Source organism: Marinobacter sp. H13 (assembly GCF_059072335.1).
Genome location: NZ_JCACRU010000001.1, coordinates 2,997,786 through 3,017,408, shown reverse-complemented (window position 1 = coordinate 3,017,408; position 19,623 = coordinate 2,997,786). Strand labels below are relative to the sequence as shown.

At 57.4% G+C, this 19,623-nt stretch carries 14 protein-coding genes; 2 read left to right on the top strand and 12 right to left on the bottom strand.

The features are described from left to right. Positions 1–119: 119 nt before the first annotated feature. The gene (gene ettA, locus AC5JQH_RS13965; RefSeq protein ID WP_493805697.1) at positions 120–1,808 is read left to right on the top strand and encodes an energy-dependent translational throttle protein EttA; all 1,689 of its coding nucleotides are present in this window, start codon (positions 120–122) and stop codon (positions 1,806–1,808) included. Next, the gene (radA, locus tag AC5JQH_RS13960) at positions 1,808–3,184 is read left to right on the top strand and encodes a DNA repair protein RadA (RefSeq protein WP_008170775.1); all 1,377 of its coding nucleotides are present in this window, start codon (positions 1,808–1,810) and stop codon (positions 3,182–3,184) included. Before ettA ends, radA begins: the two co-directional genes overlap by 1 nt. A 170-nt stretch (positions 3,185–3,354) precedes the next feature. Here the strand turns inward: radA and AC5JQH_RS13955 are convergent, their stop codons facing one another. From AC5JQH_RS13955 to AC5JQH_RS13900, 12 genes are all read right to left on the bottom strand, one after another. Then, positions 3,355–3,723, bottom strand: coding sequence for a PilZ domain-containing protein (locus AC5JQH_RS13955; protein ID WP_008170777.1), 369 nt, complete (start codon positions 3,721–3,723; stop codon positions 3,355–3,357). Between the two features lie 252 nt (positions 3,724–3,975). After that, entirely contained in the window at positions 3,976–5,040 is a 1,065-nt protein-coding gene (gene hemE / locus AC5JQH_RS13950) for a uroporphyrinogen decarboxylase (protein ID WP_008170779.1), read from the bottom strand. 127 nt (positions 5,041–5,167) lie between these two features. After that, the gene (locus tag AC5JQH_RS13945; protein ID WP_493791469.1) at positions 5,168–6,586 is read right to left on the bottom strand and encodes an FAD-dependent oxidoreductase; all 1,419 of its coding nucleotides are present in this window, start codon (positions 6,584–6,586) and stop codon (positions 5,168–5,170) included. Between the two features lie 72 nt (positions 6,587–6,658). Further along, entirely contained in the window at positions 6,659–11,107 is a 4,449-nt protein-coding gene (gene gltB / locus AC5JQH_RS13940) for a glutamate synthase large subunit (RefSeq protein WP_493805696.1), read from the bottom strand. Positions 11,108–11,319: 212 nt separating this feature from the next. Continuing rightward, the gene (locus AC5JQH_RS13935) at positions 11,320–12,789 is read right to left on the bottom strand and encodes an SPOR domain-containing protein (protein WP_493805695.1); all 1,470 of its coding nucleotides are present in this window, start codon (positions 12,787–12,789) and stop codon (positions 11,320–11,322) included. A 55-nt stretch (positions 12,790–12,844) separates the two neighbouring features. After that, a complete protein-coding gene (gene aroB, locus AC5JQH_RS13930; protein ID WP_482930644.1) occupies positions 12,845–13,939 on the bottom strand; it encodes a 3-dehydroquinate synthase in 1,095 nt (364 codons plus the stop codon). Continuing rightward, on the bottom strand, positions 13,932–14,498 hold the full coding sequence (gene aroK / locus AC5JQH_RS13925) for a shikimate kinase AroK (protein WP_008170790.1): 567 nt from the start codon (positions 14,496–14,498) through the stop codon (positions 13,932–13,934). Before aroK ends, aroB begins: the two co-directional genes overlap by 8 nt. A gap of 136 nt (positions 14,499–14,634) precedes the next feature. Then, a complete protein-coding gene (locus tag AC5JQH_RS13920) occupies positions 14,635–16,704 on the bottom strand; it encodes a type IV pilus secretin PilQ (RefSeq protein ID WP_493805694.1) in 2,070 nt (689 codons plus the stop codon). Positions 16,705–16,769: 65 nt separating this feature from the next. Beyond that, on the bottom strand, positions 16,770–17,318 hold the full coding sequence (locus AC5JQH_RS13915; RefSeq protein ID WP_493805693.1) for a pilus assembly protein PilP: 549 nt from the start codon (positions 17,316–17,318) through the stop codon (positions 16,770–16,772). A 2-nt stretch (positions 17,319–17,320) separates the two neighbouring features. After that, complete coding sequence (locus tag AC5JQH_RS13910) at positions 17,321–17,932, bottom strand: type IV pilus inner membrane component PilO (RefSeq protein ID WP_088829299.1); 612 nt, start codon at positions 17,930–17,932, stop codon at positions 17,321–17,323. Further along, a complete protein-coding gene (locus AC5JQH_RS13905; protein WP_008170797.1) occupies positions 17,932–18,495 on the bottom strand; it encodes a PilN domain-containing protein in 564 nt (187 codons plus the stop codon). Before AC5JQH_RS13905 ends, AC5JQH_RS13910 begins: the two co-directional genes overlap by 1 nt. Then, entirely contained in the window at positions 18,495–19,556 is a 1,062-nt protein-coding gene (locus tag AC5JQH_RS13900) for a pilus assembly protein PilM (RefSeq protein WP_008170799.1), read from the bottom strand. The genes AC5JQH_RS13905 and AC5JQH_RS13900 overlap by 1 nt, the downstream gene beginning before the upstream one ends. Positions 19,557–19,623 lie beyond the last annotated feature (67 nt).

Below are 19,623 nucleotides of genomic sequence, written 5' to 3'. Positions count from 1 at the left end.
TAAGTATAGTCAGGAACAAAATATAGGCAATGCAAAACCTAACTTTTTATTTTTCGACTTTGAGCGCCCCAAACCACCCTCAAAGCGCTTCAGAAACAATACTATAGGTGAGTTAAACCATGTCAAAAGGTGACAAAACAGGAAAAACAGGCTCTTACGTTTACACCATGAACCGCGTGGGCAAGGTGGTCCCGCCCAAGCGCGAGATTCTGAAGGACATTTCACTGAGCTTCTTCCCTGGCGCCAAAATCGGCGTTCTGGGTCTCAACGGTGCCGGTAAATCCACCCTGCTTCGCATTATGGCGGGCGTGGATCAGGATTACATCGGTGAAGCCCGCCCGCAGCCCGGCATCAACGTGGGCTACCTGCCCCAGGAGCCCGAGCTGGACGAAGAGAAAACCGTCAAGGAAATCGTCGATGAAGCGGTTTCCGGTGTGCATGACGCCCTGGCCGAACTGGACCAGGTGTACGCCGCCTACGCCGAACCCGATGCGGATTTTGATGCCCTGGCCAAGAAGCAGGGCGAGCTGGAAGCCTACATCCAGGCCACTGACGGCCACGATATCGAGCGCAAGATGGAAGTTGCAGCGGACGCACTGCGTCTCCCACCCTGGGATCAGAAAGTCAGCGTTCTTTCCGGTGGTGAGCGCCGCCGGGTAGCCCTGTGCCGCCTGCTGCTGTCCGGCCCTGACATGCTTCTGCTCGATGAGCCCACCAACCACCTGGATGCCGAATCCGTGGCCTGGCTCGAGCGGTTCCTGCACGATTACGAAGGTACCGTGGTAGCCATCACCCACGATCGCTACTTCCTCGACAATGTCGCTGGCTGGATTCTGGAACTGGACCGCGGCCACGGCATTCCGTTTGAAGGCAACTACAGCCAGTGGCTGGAGAACAAGGAGAAGCGCCTGGAGATGGAATCCAAGCAGGAAGCCTCTCATCAGAAAGCCATCAAGCAGGAACTGGAGTGGGTGCGCAGCAACGCCAAGGGTCGTCAATCCAAGAGCAAGGCCCGTCTGGCCCGTTTCGAGGAGATTAGTTCCCAGGAATTCCAGAAGCGCAACGAAACCAACGAGCTTTACATTCCACCCGGACCCCGTCTGGGCAACAAGGTGATCGAGGTTGACGGTATCAGCAAGTCGTTCGGTGACCGCCTGCTGTACGAAGACGTGTCCTTCAGCGTGCCGCCCGGCGCCATCGTGGGCATTATCGGTGGAAACGGTGCCGGTAAATCCACTCTGTTCAAGATGATTGCCGGTTTCGACAAGCCGGATTCTGGCGACATCACCGTCGGAGAAACCGTGGAACTGGCCTATGTAGACCAGATGCGCGATCTGGACGGCAGCAAAACCGTCTGGGAGGAACTATCCGACGGCAACGACATCATCAAGGTCGGCAACTACGAAACCCCTTCTCGGGCCTACGTTGGCCGCTTCAATTTCAAGGGCAGCGACCAGCAGAAGCGGGTTGGCGACCTGTCCGGCGGTGAGCGCAACCGTTTGCACCTCGCCAAGCTGCTGAAACAGGGCGGCAACGTGCTGCTGCTGGATGAGCCGACCAACGATCTCGACGTGGAAACCCTTCGCGCCCTGGAAGAAGCCCTGCTGAATTTCCCGGGCTCTGCCCTGGTTATCTCGCACGACCGTTGGTTCCTCGACCGTGTGGCCAGCCACATCCTGGCGTTCGAGGATGATGGCGAGGTGGTGTACTTCGAAGGCAACTTCACCGAGTACGACGAGGACTTCAAGAAGCGCAAGGGTGATTCGGCGATGCAGCCGCAGCGCATGAAGTACAAGAAGCTGGCCTGATGGCGAAAACGAGAACCGCCTACGTCTGCACCGAATGCGGTGCAGACTATTCCAAATGGCAGGGCCAGTGCACGGCCTGCCAGGCCTGGAACACCATCAGCGAAGTCCGCGGCGTCAGCAGCAACAGCAAAGGCGCCCGCGGTGGCCGCTTTGAGGGCTTTGCCGGCAGCCTGTCCGAGGTCCAGAGCCTGGATGATGTCAGCCTGGCAGAGCAGCCTCGTATCAGCTCCGGCATGCAGGAGTTTGATCGGGTTCTGGGCGGAGGTCTCGTCGAGGGCTCGGCTGTTCTGATGGGCGGCCACCCGGGCGCGGGCAAGAGTACCCTTCTACTCCAGGCCGTCTGCCACCTGGCTGCCAGCGTCCCCGCTTTGTACGTCACCGGTGAGGAATCCCTCCAGCAGGTGGCCATGCGCGCCAAACGGCTGGGCCTTCCAACCAAAGACCTGAAGATGCTGTCTGAAACCAGTGTCGAACGAGTCATGCAGGTGGCCGAGGCCGAAAAACCCCGGATTCTGGTGGTAGACAGTATTCAGGTGATGCACATGGCAGATATCGAGTCCGCCCCTGGCAGTGTCTCCCAGGTACGCGAAAGCGCCGCTTACCTGACCCGTTTCGCCAAGCAGACCGGCACCATCCTGTTTCTGGTCGGCCATGTCACCAAAGACGGCAGCCTGGCCGGCCCGAAGGTTCTGGAACACATGATCGACTGCTCTATCCTGCTGGAAGGCTCCAGCGACAGCCGTTATCGAACCCTTCGGGGGATCAAGAACCGGTTTGGTGCGGTGAACGAGTTGGGCGTGTTCGCCATGCTGGAACAGGGGCTAAAGGAAGTGAAGAACCCCAGCGCGATCTTCCTGAACCGCGGCGAAGACGCGGCCCCGGGAAGCGTGGTGATGGTAGTCTGGGAAGGCACCCGCCCGATGCTCGTGGAGATCCAGGCCCTGGTGGATATGGCTCAGGGCGGCTACCCCAGACGGGTCGCGGTTGGCCTCGATCAGAACCGACTGGCCATGCTACTTGCCGTATTGCACCGCCATGGCGGCATGCACGTTTCCGACCAGGACGTGTTCGTGAACGTGGTTGGTGGCGTAAAAGTAAACGAAACCAGCGCCGATCTCGCGCTGCTGGCCGCCATTGTCTCCTCCTTCCGCGACCGAGCCCTACCCCAGGACCTGGTGATCTTCGGCGAAGTCGGCCTCTCCGGGGAAATCCGCCCGGTGCCCAGTGGCCAGGAGCGCATCTACGAAGCCGCCAAACACGGCTTCACGCGGGCTCTGGTACCGAAATCCAATGCCCCGCGCAAGGCCATCGACGGCATGAAGGTGATTCCCGTTACCAAACTGAGTGATGCTCTTACTGCTCTGGAAGACCTTTAAGCCTGCCATCTTCGGAGTGAACGGTCAGGTTGACTTCGGAGCTTCCAAAAACCGCTACAAGCACATCCCTGTGCGCTTGTCCTCGGCCATCCTTGGCCTCCGACATTTTTGAAAGCTCCGAAGTCAACCTGACCTGCAGGCAGCGGTGCCAAAGTCCGGCTGCAAAAGCTCTAATCAATGAGGTGGGCAAACTCTCTTTCCAGCAACGCCTGATCTCCGAGGTTAAGTTCCACTAGGCGTTTTAAGTGGGTAGCACTATCGAGATCTATGTACTGGCATTTGAAACCCAGCCGGTGCGGCTCCACGTGCCTAAGCTCTACCGCCATAACAATACCTGCCTCATGATCATTCAGATGAATAATCACTTCGCAGGGCTGCTTTAAGGGGACCTGCCAACCCTCCGGCCGCTTCACCAGAACACCTTTCAGCGAAATATCCAGCACCTCCGTCGTCCAGACGGATTCCTGGCAGTGGAGCTCACACGGCGCATCAAACTCGATCCGGTGGAACCGGCGCTTTTCTGGGGTCTTGGTGGGCAAGTGGTTACTCCTGTTTACCGGTCTTGTTTTACCTGACTATAGACCGGACAGAAGATCGCTTCCAGAGGAGTTTTTGAGCAGATATATCTCTGCAGAACAAACAAGGCTGCTGTAGGGCCCTTTCCAAAAATGTCGGAGGCCATGGAAGGCCGGAGACAAGCCACATGGACGTGCTCGTAGCGGTTTTTGGAAAGGGCCCTACAGCAGGCTAGCCCGCATATTCACAGGCTAGGAGACGCAAAAATCCAAGTCTTAGCGGTGATACTCTGGGCTCAGCTCGACCACAGCTTCAATGAACGCCTTTGCATGCTCCGGATCGACATCCGGCGTAATCCCGTGACCAAGGTTAAATATGTGCCCATTGCCGGAACCGAAGCGCTTGAGGATATCAGCCACTTCCTGCCGGATCCGCTCAGGCGGTGCATACAGCATCGCCGGATCCATGTTGCCCTGAAGGGCCACTCGATCACCAATCCGGGCCCGGGCATTGCCGATATCGGTGGTCCAGTCCAGGCCAACGGCATCCGCACCGGAATCGGCAATGGATTCCAGCCACTGGCCGCCGTTCTTGGTAAACAGAATCACCGGCACCCGGCGACCGTCGCTCTCGCGAATCAGGCCGTCAACGATCTTCCTCATGTAGCGGAGCGAGAACTCTTCGTACGCCCAGCTGCTCAAAACGCCTCCCCAGGTATCGAAAATCTGTACAGCCTGGGCACCGGCCTTGATCTGGCCGTTGAGGTAGTCAATGACCGCGTCCGCCAGATGATCCAGCAAGCGGTGCATAACCTCTGGCTGGCCATACATGAGCTTCTTGGCCTCCCGGAAATCCTTGGAAGAGCCCCCTTCAATCATATAGGTGGCGAGGGTCCACGGGCTTCCGGAGAAGCCGATCAGGGGAACACTGCCATTCAGCGCACCGCGGATGGTGGAGACCGCGTTCATGACGTAATCCAGGTCCACCTCAGCGTTGATCTTCGGCAGAGCGGCAACATCGGCTTCGGAGCGGATCGTGTTCCGGAATTTCGGGCCCTCGCCGGTTTCGAAGTACAGGCCGAGACCCAGAGCATCCGGAATGGTCAGGATGTCTGAGAACAGGATGGCCGCATCCAGCGGGAAACGCTCCAGGGGCTGTAGCGTCACTTCACAGGCCAGCGGCGTGTTCTTGCACAAGCTGAGAAAATCCCCGGCCTTCGCCCTTGTCGCACGGTATTCCGGCAGGTAACGCCCCGCCTGTCGCATCATCCAGACCGGTGTGCGGTCCACGGGCTGGCGCATCAGGGCGCGCAGGAAACGGTCATTTTTCAGCTCGGTCATAGGAAATCCAGCGTGTTCTGTACAAAGGGGAAAATTGGATGGGGAGCCATAATACCCGGTTTGCGGGAATAAAAAAGGGCGGCTTTCCCTTAGGAAACCGCCCTTCTGATCAGGATCAATCCCGCAATCAGATATCCAGGTAATCCATGATACCTTCGGCAGCCTGACGGCCTTCCCAGATAGCGGTTACGACCAGATCCGAACCGCGGACCATGTCCCCGCCGGCAAAGATTTTCTCGTTGCTGGTCTGGAACATGAACTCGGACTCTTCCGGCGCGGTTACCCGGCCCGAATCGTCGGTGCTTACCTTCAGTTCGTCGAACCAGCCGGCCGGGCTCGGACGGAAGCCGAAAGCCACCAGAACCGCGTCGGCGGGAATGACTTCCTCACTACCCGGAACCACTTCCGGACGGCGACGACCATTTTCGTCGGGATCGCCCAGCCGGGTCTGAACTACCTTCACACCCTCAACCCGGTCTTCACCAATAATGGCGATGGGCTGACGATTGAAGAAGAACTTAACGCCCTCTTCCTTGGCGTTGGCCACTTCCCGGCGAGAACCCGGCATGTTGGCTTCATCCCGGCGGTAGGCACAGGTGACGCTCTCGGCCTGCTGACGGATCGAGGTGCGGTTGCAGTCCATGGCCGTATCGCCGCCACCCAGGACAACAACCCGCTTGCCTTTCATGTCGATGAAGTCTGCTTCGTCTTTCTCGAAGCCGAGACGACGGTTGACGTTCGAAACGAGGAACGGCAGTGCATCGTACACGCCCGGCAGGTTCTCACCCGGGAAACCTCCCTTCATGTAGGTGTAGGTGCCCATGCCCATGAAAACGGCATCGTACTCGTCAATGATCTCCTGCAACTGAACGTCCTTGCCCACCTCGGTAGACAGGCGGAATTCCACGCCCATCTCCTCGAACACCTTGCGGCGGCGGGTCATAACGGATTTTTCCAGCTTGAACTCGGGAATGCCGAAGGTCAGCAGACCACCGATTTCCGGATAGATATCGAATACAACCGGCTTGACGCCATTGCGAACCAGAACGTCCGCGCAGCCCAGACCCGCAGGCCCAGCGCCGATGACGGCAACCTTCTTGTCTGTCCACTTCACGGCGGACATATCCGGTTTCCAGCCCAGGGCAAAGGCGGTATCGGTAATGTACTTCTCGACAGACCCGATGGTAACCGCACCGTACCCGTCGTTCAGCGTGCAGGCACCTTCACACAGGCGATCCTGCGGACAAACCCGGCCGCAAACTTCAGGCAGGGAGTTGGTCTGGTGACACAACTCGACGGCCCGCATGATATTGCCTTCGGAAACCAGCTTGAGCCAGTTCGGAATATAGTTGTGAACCGGGCACTTCCACTCGCAATAGGGGTTACCACACTCAAGACAGCGATGGGACTGGGACGCCGCGTTATCTGCTGTGAAGGGGTGGTAAATTTCACCAAACTCTTTCTTCCGCTTCTTGGCCGGGACCTTTTTCGGGTCGACACGTCCAACCTCGACAAACTGGAAGTCATTACTCAGTCGTTCTTTCATCTGGATGCTCTCATCAACTCGATTTCGACAAGGGCGGCAGCCAGGCTGCTCGCCCCAAACCCTCTCAGCCTCTTACTCCGGACGCGCCCGGGTGCTGGCCAGCAGACTGCGCAGATTCGCAGCCTTGGGTTTCACCAGCCAGAAGCGGCCAATGTAGTCGTCGAAATTCTCAAGAATGTGCTCTGCCCACTCACTGCCGGTTTCCGAGATGTGCTCCCGGATAACACCACGCAGGTGATTGCGGTAGGACTCCATGTCCTCGCTGGAAATCCGCTGAATTTCCACCAGCTCGTGGTTGTATTTGTCCACGAACGTGTTGTTGATATCCATGACGTAAGCAAAGCCACCGGTCATACCAGCACCGAAGTTGTGGCCAGTAGAGCCCAGCACCGTCACCAGACCACCGGTCATGTATTCACAGCAATGGTCTCCGGCGCCTTCCACAACGGCATGGGCACCGGAATTACGAACTGCAAATCGCTCACCCGCGGTTCCGGCAGCAAAGAGTTTGCCGCCGGTTGCGCCGTAGAGACAGGTATTGCCGACGATAGAGGTTTCCTGAGTCTTGAACGCGCTGCCGCGGGGCGGCTTCACAACCAGCTTGCCACCGGTCATGCCCTTACCGACGTAGTCGTTGGCATCCCCTTCAAGGATCAGGTTGAGACCACCCACGTTCCAGACACCAAAACTCTGGCCAGCGGTACCGGTCAGGTCCAGGGTGATCGGTGCATCCACCATACCCTGGTTACCATGGATCTGGGCGATCTCGCCAGACAGGCGGGCGCCAATAGAGCGATCACAGTTGGTGACCCGATAGGACCAGGCGCCTCCACTCTTCTCTTTGATCGCCGCAGCGGTATCCTGAACCATCTGTTCCGCGAGCCTGCCCTCATCGAACGGGTGATTCCGTTCGACCTGACAGGTCTGCGGCTTGTCCGCAGGAATATGGTCGTTAGACAGCAGGCGACTCAGATCCAGCTTCTTCTGACGTTCGGTATCACCGGGCAGGCGCTCCAGCAAGTCAACGCGACCCACAAGCTCTTCCAGGGTACGCACGCCCAGTTTGGCCATCCACTCCCGGGTCTCTTCGGCCACGAAGCGGAAGAAATTCATCGCCATTTCCACCGTGCCCTTGAAGTGCTCTTCACGGAGGTGGTCGTTCTGGGTAGCCACACCGGTCGCGCAGTTGTTCAGGTGACAGATACGCAGGTATTTGCAGCCCAGCGCCACCATCGGGGTGGTACCGAAACCGAAGCTCTCGGCACCAAGGATCGCGCCCTTTACCACGTCCAGACCTGTTTTCAGGCCGCCATCAGTCTGCAGGCGAATCTTGCCACGCAGGTCATTGGCTCGCAGCGCCTGCTGGGTTTCGGTAAGCCCCAGCTCCCAGGGAGAACCGGCGTAGCGGATCGACGTCAGCGGGCTCGCCGCTGTACCGCCATCGTACCCGGACACCGTGATCAGGTCGGCGTACGCCTTAGCCACACCTGCGGCAATCGTACCGACGCCGGGCTCAGAGACCAGCTTCACAGACACCAGAGCCTGCGGATTGACCTGTTTGAGGTCGAAAATCAGCTGGGCCAGATCCTCGATGGAATAGATATCGTGATGCGGCGGCGGTGAAATCAGCGTTACGCCCGGGACCGAATAACGCAGGCGGGCGATCAGTTCATTGACCTTGCCACCGGGCAACTGGCCACCTTCGCCTGGCTTGGCACCCTGGGCCACCTTGATCTGCATGACATCCGCACTACGCAGGTATTCGGCAGTGACGCCGAAACGCCCGGAAGCCACCTGCTTGATTTTGGAGCGCTTTTCGGTGCCATAGCGGGCCGGATCTTCACCGCCCTCGCCGGAGTTCGAGCGACCACCCAGAGTGTTCATAGCGACTGCCAGGGCCTCGTGAGCCTCTGGAGACAGCGCACCCAGGGACATGGCCGCGGAATCGAAGCGCGGGAAAATATTCTCGATCGGCTCAACTTCCGAGAGATCAATCGGTTTGAGGTCCTTGCGGAAGCCAAGGAGATCACGCAGGGTTGCCACCGGCCGTTCATTGACCAGCCCGGCGTATTCCTTGTAGTGGCCATAGTCGCCACTGGTTACTGCTTCTTGCAGCTTGCCGACGACATCCGGGTTGAAAGCGTGGTACTCCTCGCCGTGGACGTACTTCAGCAAGCCACCCTGGACAATCGGCTTGCGCGGCTTCCAGGCCACGGAAGCCAGTTGCTCCTGGTCCTGCTGGAAGTCGTAGAAGCCAGCCCCCTTGATACGGCTGGGCACACCTTTGAAACACAGGTCAACGACGTCGTCAGCCAGCCCGATCGCCTCGAAGAGCTGGGCGCCCCGGTAGGAGGTGATGGTCGAGATCCCCATCTTGGAGAGGATCTTCAGCAGCCCCTTGTTGATACCCTTGCGATAGTTGTTCTTGGCGTCAATCGGATCCATCAGCAATTCGCCGGTACGGATCAGATCGTTGAGCACCTGGTAGGCGAGGTACGGATACACCGCTGTCGCGCCGAAACCGAAGAGTACCGCGAAATGATGGGGATCCCGGGCCCAACCGGTTTCCACGATTATGTTGGAGTCACAACGCAGACCCTGCTTCACCAGATGGTGATGAACCGCACCGGTTGCCATGAGGGCGTTGACCGGCAATTCACCTTCCTTCAGGTCCTTGTCGGTGAGGATCAGAAGCACCTTACCATCGCGAACAGCCTGTTCCGCTTCTTCGCAAACCTGGCGGATGGCCTGCTCCAGCCCCTGTTCGGGGCGATAGCTCATGGAGATACGAGCCACCTCGAAACCAGGGCGCTCGTTGTTGGCGATCTTCAGGAACTTGGCTGGCGACAGCACGGGGGTGGTCAGGATAATCCGGTCCGCGTGATCGGAGGTCTCCTCGAATACGTTACGCTCAGCACCCAGGCATGTCTCCAGGGACATGACAATCGACTCACGCAAAGGATCGATCGCCGGGTTGGTCACCTGGGCGAACTTCTGGCGGAAGTAGTCAGCAACGTGGCGGACCTTGCTTGAAAGCACGGCCATCGGGGTATCGTCACCCATGGAGCCGACCGCTTCCTGGCCGTTTTCCGCCAGCGGGCGCAACACCTGGTCACGCTCTTCGAAGGACACCATGAACATCTTCTGGTGCACCAGAAGTTCAGCCGAGTCCATCAACCTGAAATCCGGGGTGTCCTGGTTGAGGGTGGTTTCCACGCGCAGGGCATTCTCGCGAAGCCAGCGCTTGTAAGGCTGCGCCGTCTTCAGGCGCTGATCGATGTCCCTGGTGTGCAGGACTTCACCGGATTCGGTGTCGATTGCCAGCATCTGACCCGGCCCGACACGGCCTTTCGCAACCACGTCATCGGGCTGATAGCCGTAGGTACCAATCTCTGATGCCAGAGTAATAAAGTCATCCTTGGTGATGACCCAGCGAGCCGGGCGCAGGCCGTTCCGGTCCAGCATGCACACAGCATAGCGGCCGTCCGACATGACCAGCCCCGCGGGACCATCCCAGGGCTCCATGTGCATGGAGTTGTACTCATAGAACGCCCGCAGCTCGGAGTCCATGCTGTCGACGTTCTGCCAGGCCGGCGGAATCATCATGCGGACCGCGCGGAACAGGTCAACACCGCCGGCAAGCAGCACTTCCAGCATGTTGTCCATGCTTGAGGAGTCGGAACCGGTGAGATTCACCAGCGGCTGCAGAGTCTGCAGATCCGGAAGTTCCGGTGAACTGAACTTGGCGGCCCGGGCGATGGCCCAATTCCGGTTGCCGTCGATGGTGTTGATCTCACCGTTGTGAGCCAGATACCGGAACGGCTGGGCCAGTGGCCAGCGTGGCATGGTGTTGGTGGAGAACCGCTGATGGAAAACACAAATAGCGGTCTCAAGATCCGGGTCACCCAGATCCTTGTAGAAATTGGCCAGGTCCGCCGGCATCATCAGGCCCTTATAGGCCAGAGTGCGGTGCGACAGGCTACAGATATAGAATTCCGGATCATCGGCCATATCGCTTTCGGCGTGCCGGCGACCTACGAACAGGCTGATCGCAAAATCACGCTCCGCCTTGCCGGCAGGTACCACGAAGACCTGCTCAATGCGGGGCAGGCAATCCAGCGCCATGGGCCCGAGGCAGCTGTCATCCACTGGCACATCACGCCAACCGAGGATCTCCAGGCCTTGCTCGGTCAACCGCTTTTCAATAGCGGCGCGACCAGCGGAAGCCTTGGCTTCATCCGGGTTCAGGAATACCTGCCCCACGGCAAAAAGATCGCCTGGCTCCTTACCAAAGGCTGCCTTGGCGGCTTTTTTCAGAAAGCCATCCGGGCTCTGGATCAGCAGGCCACAACCATCGCCGGTCTTGCCGTCTGCAGCGATACCACCTCGGTGGGTCATGCAGGTCAGAGACTCGATGGCAGTTTGCAACAACTTGTGGCTGGCCTCGCCCTTCATATGGGCGATCAGACCGAATCCGCAGTTGTCCCTGAATTCGTCGGGATGATACAAACCTGTCATCATAAGCGTTCTCTCGCGTAGAAATGCTTTTCAATCAAAGAGTTAATTGGCGCGCGGCCATACAACCACCCTTTGACACTGAAAATGGGGGCTGGCTATTTTACACACGTAGAAATACGTACTCAAATCGGCGTGGAGTTATTGTGGGAAGCCGAAACGGGAATTACCAATCGACAAGTTTATGGAACAACAAGTTAGCGGAATAAATAGTGCCGCTATAAATTGTCGACCGGACGCACCCAGGGTGACCGGGAAGCCAGTTCTTCCGGCAAATCGGATGCTGCGGCATTCGCCGCCTCCCGGGTAGGAAATTCCCCATAGAATACCATAAACCAGGGCTGGCCTTGCCTTTCCCCGCGGGTGTAGACCAGATCACCAAGCTGTGAATAGCGGGAAATAACGTTCAGAGCAGTCTGTTCGAGATTGCCGGCCACCAGTTGAATGGTCCAGCCTCCACGCGCCCGAACCTGATCAATCGCCGAAAAATACGCCGGGGTTGCTGGAGTGAAGCTCGGCGCGGCCTCTGGCTCTGGCTCTGGCTCTGGCTCTGGCTCTGGCTCTGGCTCTGGCTCTGGCTCTGGCTCTGGCTCTGGCTCTGGCTCTGGCTCTGGCTCTGGCTCTGGCTCTGGCTGATCAGCTTCCGGCTCGGTTACCGGCTCTGTCAATACCGTTTCAGGCTCCACGGCAGGCTGGTCCTGCGACGGCTCTTCCGGGGTTGGCACTGAATTCTCTGTTTCAGGCCCAATGGTTATGCTCTTTCTCACCGGCTCCGGTGCTTTTACAGTCTCGCCGGCCACGGATTCATCATACTGGCGCGACACAAACCACCAGGAGCCCGCAAGGAGCACAAGGGCCAGCCCGGGCAAAAGGAACCGCTTCCACGGAACGTGCTTAGGGCGATCGACACTCGGCGAGGCCACCATGTCCAGCCAAACGCCCGGAGTCACACGCTTGAGTCGCGCAAAGCTACCCTGGCTCAGGGCGTGAATTTTGGAGACCCGGGCCGGACTCAGAAGTTCCCCTGCCTTGCCGCCGGCAGCGTGAACCCGTGGTTCCAGATAGGCAACGATTTCATCCCTGGTGAGAGGCCGCAGATGTATCTGGTGGACACTTGTGCTCGCATCATCCAGGCCCATCGACTGGACCAGACTATCCGTTCCGGCAAACACCGGGACGGCAGAAGAGCCACGCTCTGAAGCCAGATAGGCGGACAGGATAAGCCTTAGCAACTCCGTCGGCGCCCGGTCGGCATCGTCAATCAAAAGGACCATACGCTGGCCCTTTCGGACCCGCGATTCAGACCACTTGAAAAAGCCATAAACCAGGTCTCGGGGGCTGTCTTCCGGGCCGAGATTTGAGCGGGAAACCGCTTTCAGGTCCCGGGCAAGGGCCTGGGCGCTGGTCAGCGCTGCCGCCGGTATACGGTGAAAGTCGAGTCTGGATGATTCGCTGCGGACCAGCTCCGCCAGTATTCGGGTTTTGCCCGAGCCAGCAGCTCCGGTCAATAACAGAGCCATATCACCGAAGCCGCATAGATGGCGCAACGCTTCCAGAGCGTGATGACGCATGGCATCCGGAAAGAACGGCGTCTCCATTTCCAGCGGGTTGGCACGGAGGCTGTAGCGCTGCTGCAACCTGGGGAACAGGCCTCCGCCATCAAGACTGTTCAAGCTTTCTTCAGTCACGGGTCTTCCTTGTCTTCTGGTCCGCTACCAAATCATTGATGCCTTTGGGCCGTCATCATGTCGAGCTGCAAAAACGTGCAAAGGTGAGAGCAAGGTTTTCAGGACTCGCTTCGGATGTGACCACGGCGTCTCCAACCGAACGAAGCAGGACCAGCCTCAAAAGGCCATCCACGTTCTTCTTGTCGACAGCCATCAGACCCATAAAGTCATCGGCCGTCATTGCAACCGGGGGCTTATCCGGTAAACCGGCCCGGAGGATCAGTCGGTTTATACGATCACAATCGTCACGGCTGATCATCCCTTCAAGCGCGGATAATTCGGCAGCCATCAGCATACCGGTGCCTACTGCTTCCCCGTGCAGCCAGTTGCCGTAACCGGCATAGGTTTCGATCGCGTGGCCGAAGGTGTGACCAAGATTCAGAATCGCCCTGAGGCCACCTTCGCGCTCGTCGAGTGCAACAATTTCGGCCTTGCAAGCGCAGGACCTGAAGATGGCTTCTGCCAGCGCCTCCGGATCAAGACTGACCAATGCATCCATGTGCTCTTCAAGCCAGCCAAGAAAGCCCTGATCCCGGATCAGCCCATATTTGATAACTTCCGCCAGCCCCGCTGACACCTCTCTGGCGGGCAAAGTCTGTAGACTTGCCGTGTCTATCAACACCGCTTGCGGCTGATGGAAAGCCCCAATCATGTTCTTGCCAAGCGGGTGATTGATGCCGGTTTTCCCACCTACAGAAGAGTCGACCTGGGAAAGCAGCGTCGTTGGAATCTGGATGAACGGCACACCACGTTGATAACAGGCTGCTGCAAAACCAGCCATATCCCCGACCACACCTCCACCGAGGGCAACCAGAGTGGTTTTTCGGGTGTGGCGATGTTCAAGGAGACCGTCAAAGATGCTGTTAAGAGTCTGCCAATCCTTGAACCTCTCGCCATCCGGAAGTACGACGGTATCAACCCGCTTCCCCGGAAAGCTGGCTTTCGCCCGCTCAAGATAGAGTGGTGCCACAGTCTCATTGGTAACGATCATGACCTGCGCCCCGGAAACAAAAGCTGACAGATCCTGAGTGCCGAGAAGCCCCTCACCGATAAATATGGGGTAGCTGCGTTCACCGAGCTCTACCGAGAGCTCCCGATACCGATTAGACATGGTTGCGACCTTCCTTACGTATCTGCCTTTTGTGACGCGGCGTTTTCGGGTTCAGCCGATTGACCAGCTGACGCACCACCAGCCGGGGACTCTTTCTGTCCGTGAACATGATGATGTCCGCGAGACCTGAATACAGCGGATCGCGGATTGAGAAAAGTTTCCGCAAGACCGCCTCAGGGTCGTCGTTCTGTAGCAAAGGCCGATTGCGGTCCTTGCGTGTACGCTCTACCTGCTGCTCTATGGATGTTTTCAGATAGATGACCGTTGCATCTCTCTTGAGAATCGGGTGGTTTTCCTGGCGCATCACAGCTCCGCCACCAGTAGCCAGCACGGTTCGGTCCTCGTGGGACAACTCGTCCAGCATTGCTGTTTCCCGCAGACGGAAGCCGTCCTCCCCTTCAACATCAAATATCCACGGGATGTTGGCCCCGCACCGCTCTTCAATGATGCGATCAGAATCGAGGAAACGATAGCCGAGCTCTTTGGCGAGCATCCGGCCAATCGTGCTTTTCCCTGCTCCCATGGGGCCAACCAGGACAACGCGTTTCGGCAAAGACATAACTTCCGCTCAGTTTTGTTCAGGCGGGTGAGAATATCACAGGGCCGGTGATTGCATAAGTTCGGGGCCCGTCCTGGACAAAATTCAGGCACAAAAAAGCCGCCGGTTTTAAGCGGCGGCCTTTGAGCTAACCCGTTTAGCGCAGCAGATCGTTCTTGATGATCTTCGGTGTGATGAAGATCAGCAGTTCACTGCGCTCATCAATGTGTTCGGTGCGCTTGAAGATACGGCCCAGGTAGGGAATATCTCCGAGGAACGGCGTTTTGGTGGTCTGGGTCGCAACTTCCGACTGGAAGATACCGCCCAGAACAACTGTCTCACCGTTACCAACCAGAACCTGGGTGGTGACTTCGTTGGTATTGATCGACGGAATACCAGCAGTCACCTCGCCTCGGGAGTCCTGATTGACCACCAGATCCATGATGATCTTGTCATCCGGTGTAATCTGCGGCGTTACTTCCAGGGAGAGCACGGCTTCCTTGAAAGAAACAGACGTCGCACCGCTGGAGGCCGCTTCCTGATAGGGAATTTCCTCACCAGACTTGATCGACGCCGTCTGACGATCGGCAGTCACAACCCGGGGCTGGGAAACCACTTCAGCTTGACCATCACTCTCAAGGGCCGAGAGTTCAAGATCCACCAGGAAGTCGTCGCTGCCCCAACCGATTGCGAAGGAGGACGCTCCGTCACCACTCACTCCCAGATCTACCGCAAGTGCGCCGGGGAAAGACGTCTGGAAAGATCCCGGAGTCGCGGCGGAATCACGGGCATCTTGCACGCCATCAAGACCACCGCCGACCGAAAAGATGTTGTCTCCGCTAATGTCATATGCTGCGCCACCCCAGCGAACACCAAGGTTCTCAGCTACGTTGGTCTGGGCACGCACAATCCGGGCCTCAATAGAGACCTGCCGTACCGGCACATCCCATGTAGAGACCAGGCGGCGGATTTCATCAAGCTTTTCTGCAGTCTCACGAACACTGATGGTGTTGGTGCGGACATCCGAGGAAACGAAACCGCGATCAGAGATCAGTTCTTCGTCCTCTTGAATCAACCCAACGATATCGGCTGCCTTTGCGTAATTTACCTGAATAATATCCAGGCGAACCGGTGCCAATTCGGCGATCTGCTTGTTGGTCTCGAGCTCCAGCTTCTCCCTAGCTGCAATTTCATCGGCAGGGGCTACCAGCAACACATTACCGATCTGACGCTTATCAAGACCTTTGGTCTTCAGGATCAGATCAAGCGCCTGATCCCAGGGTACATTCTGAAGTCGCAGAGTGATGCTGCCACCTACGGTGTCACTGGCCACCAGATTCAGTCCAGTGAAGTCGGCGATCAACTGGAGCACCGAGCGCACTTCGATATCCTGGAAATTCAGGGACAGCTTGTCGCCGGTATACGGGAACTTCTCTTCCCGGCGGGATTCCGCTTCTTCCTGACTCAGCTCCTCGACACTGACGGTAAACTGAGTGCCAGACTGGTAAGCGATGTAGTCGTAGTTGCCCTGGGGGCTGATCTCAACAACGGCATTGCCATCTTCCACAAAGGTGTCAATGCGAGTAACCGGCGTGGCGAAATCCGTCACGTCGAGCCGGCGCCGCAGATCTGCAGGCACCGCAATACCATTCATCGTAAGACGAATTTTGCCGGAACGCTCTGTCAGGTCGACTGGCGTGCTGGAGCTGCCAAGATCCACAAGCACACGTCCTTCGCCGTCTTTGCCACGACGGAAATCGACGCCGGCAAGAGTATTAGATGGTGCCGCGTTGGTTGTTCCACTGCTCTGTGAAGAGGAGGTTGAGGCGCTGGCAACAACTCCCTCAGACTGCCCACCAATCGTCATGACCAGGGAGTTACCAGAACGAACTGTGTCATAGGGCACCAGCTCGACAAGGTTGAAAATCAACCGTGTTCGATCCTTGGTTTCGACCACGGTCATGCTCTGGGCATTACCCGACCCCAGAGGCACGCTTCGGCTATCAAGACCACTGGTCGTATCCCGAAGATCCACCGCGATCCGAGCGGGGCGCTCAATGGTGTAACCGGAGGGTTCCGGTGGCGCCCCATCAAATTGCAGTGTCACCTCAAGCCGCTCGCCCGGTAGCGACGAAAACGACACGTCTTCCAGCGTGACCGCGTTGGCCAGGCCGGATAACAACCCAAAAGCAATCACGCTGACGTATACATTGAGTTTTCTGAACATCGCTAGCCTCGACCCTAAACTTTTTTGTACGTGCATGTTTCTTTCAACTTTCATCCAGCCGCTCCTTAGCCTGCGCCCTCTTCCAGGGTCAGGGAGCGAGGACGCTCTACCCAGCCACCCCGGCCATTGGGAACGATTTCAATGAGCTCGATACGGGTTTCACTAACGCCCACAATGCGACCGTAGTTCTGCCCCATGTAATTTCCCGTGCGGACTCGATGGATCCCGCCGGTATCGTCTTCAATCAGAGCAAACAGATTACCCGATGCACCCTGAAGCGTGCCGACCATTTGAAGTGCTTTCAGGTCAAAATTCTCGAGAACCTCTCTGGGACGATCCAGATCCGGCTCCACATCACTGATCGGCTGTTCGTCCACCATAGTGAGCTGGACATCAATCGGCGGCTCAAATGGCGCCCGACGATCTGCCGCTGAGTAACTGAAAGCTTCGTACGCCTTGAACTCCGGCAAGGGCTCAACATACCCTCTCGGTTTTGCCCGAGTTTCGGCCATGAACTGATCAAGATCTGAAAATCCGTTGCCCTGGGAGCAGGCTGTCAGGAGAGACACCAGACAAACACCCAGCCAGGCTTTTACCGCATGCTTTCCTGTCATGCTCATTCTCCAGCCCGGTAGCGGTAGGTACGAGCTACAACCTGCATATCAAGCCGTTCTCCGTCTCCGCCAGTTGGTTTTATGGTCAAGTCGTGCAGCGTCACAATCCGGGGAAGGCTCGCAACACTGCTGACGAAAGATGCCAGCTCATGGTAGGAGCCAGACACCCGGATGTTGATGGGCAGCTCGGAATAGAAGTCCCGCCGCTGCTCCGGCTGAAGAGCCACTTCCTGAAGTGCCAGGCCGTTACCCAGAGCCGTATTCGTAATGTCCTCAAGCAACCCGGGCACTTCCGTCTCACTCGGAAGCTGCCTTACCAGAGCACCAAAGGTTTCTTCCATTTCAGCCATCTGGGCCTTGAAGACCTCAAGGTTGGCCACCTGGTAGGCCTTTTCTTCATAGGTTTTTCGCAGCTCCTGCTCTGTGCGCTCTACACGCTCTAGCTGAGCATACTGGTCCTTGATAAAGAACCAGTAGCCACCGCCGGCGATGAGCCCGAAGATTATCAGGACTACAATGAACTTGATGGGAGCAGGCCAGATACCGGCGTTGTTGACATCAAGATCGTTGATATCAAATTCATTAAGGCTTTTAAGAGAGTCCGCGAGGCTCATTACTTATCCTCCCCTTCGGGCTCGGGCGTTTTCTGTTTAACCGAGAGATTGAACTGGCTGTAACCGGCCCGGCGACTATCAGCTGCAGAGACATTCGAGAGGTTGGGATCCGTGAACCATTCGGAGTCCTCGAACTGGCGCATAAGCGTGGAAACCCGACTGTTAGACTCCGCCATCCCCACAATATCAACGCGCTCGCCGGTTCGCTTGAGATCGGTGTAGAACAAGCCATCGGGCAATGTCCGCACCAGTTCGTCGAAGACGCGCACGATCACGGGTCGCTTGCCCTGGAGATCCTGAATAACCTGCATTCTGGCAAGGAGCTCATCCCGCTTGCGCTTGAGGTTTTCGATCTCCTTGATCTGCTGATCCAGCTTTTTGGTGGCGGTCTCGATGTAGGCGTTGCGGGATTCCTGGTAGGCAATCCGGCTATCCATATCGGTTTTCCAGAGGAAGACCAGGCCGCCAGCAATGATCGCAGCGCCCAGAATCATGACCACAAACTGCTTCTGCTTCTCGGCACGAAGTTCCTCGCGCCACGGTCGAAGGTTAATCTTTGCCATCAGTCGAAGCTCCTCATTGCCAGGCCGCAGGCAATCATCAGGGAAGGCGCATCATTACTCAGTGCCGATGCGTTGACCCGTGACCCTACTGCCATGTCTGCAAAAGGATTCGCGACCATTGTCGGCGTTCCCGTCTTTTCTTCGACCATCTCCGTCAGCCCCTGAATCGAGGCAGTGCCTCCTGCCAGAACCACGTAATCGACAGCATTGTACTGACTGGCGCCAAAGAAGAACTGAAGTGCCCGGGCCACCTGCTGCACCACGGCTTCGCGGAACGGAGTCAGCACTTCGGATTCGTAGTCATCGGGCAATCCACCCTGTTTTTTGGCAAGACCGGCCTCTTCCAGAGACAGGCCGTAACGACGCTGGATCTCCTCGGTCAGTTGCTTGCCACCAAAAATCTGTTCGCGGGTGTAAACGGTTTTGCCGCCGGCCAGAACGCTCAGCGTGGTCATGGTCGCGCCGATGTCAACAATTGCCACCACCAGCTCCTCGCCCTGGGAGTCCAGCTGCGGCTCGATCAACGCGTAGGCCCGCTCAAGGGCGTAGGCTTCGACATCAACCACCTTGGTCGTCAAAGAGGCGATCTCGAGCGCATCTTCTCGAATGTCGACATTTTCCTTTCGGCATGCAGCCAAAAGAACATCTACCTGGTCGGGGTTGCTTTCGGAGGGGCCCTGAACTTCGAAATCGATGGCCACTTCATCCAGTGGGTATGGAATATACTGATCGGCCTCAAGGGCAATCTGGTCTTCCATCTCGAATTCGTTGAGGCCACCGTCCATCTGGATGACCTTGGTTATTACCGCCGAACCTGATACCGCAACTGCTACCTGCTTTACGCCGGAGCGGGACTTGGAAGCGACTCGCTTCATCACTTCGCCCACTGCTTCAACGTCCGTAATATTCTTTTCCACCACGGCATTGGCCGGTAACGGCTCCACCGCGTAGCTTTCGACCTTATAACGGTCACCCTGCTTTGACAGCTCCAGAAGTTTGACCGAGCTGGAGCTTATATCCACGCCCAGCACTGCACTGGATTTCTTTCCTAATCCAAACACGCGCTCACCCTATACCTGGTTAGATGCACCCGGTTACGTAACTTATGTGTTTTTTATTTAAGAGAAT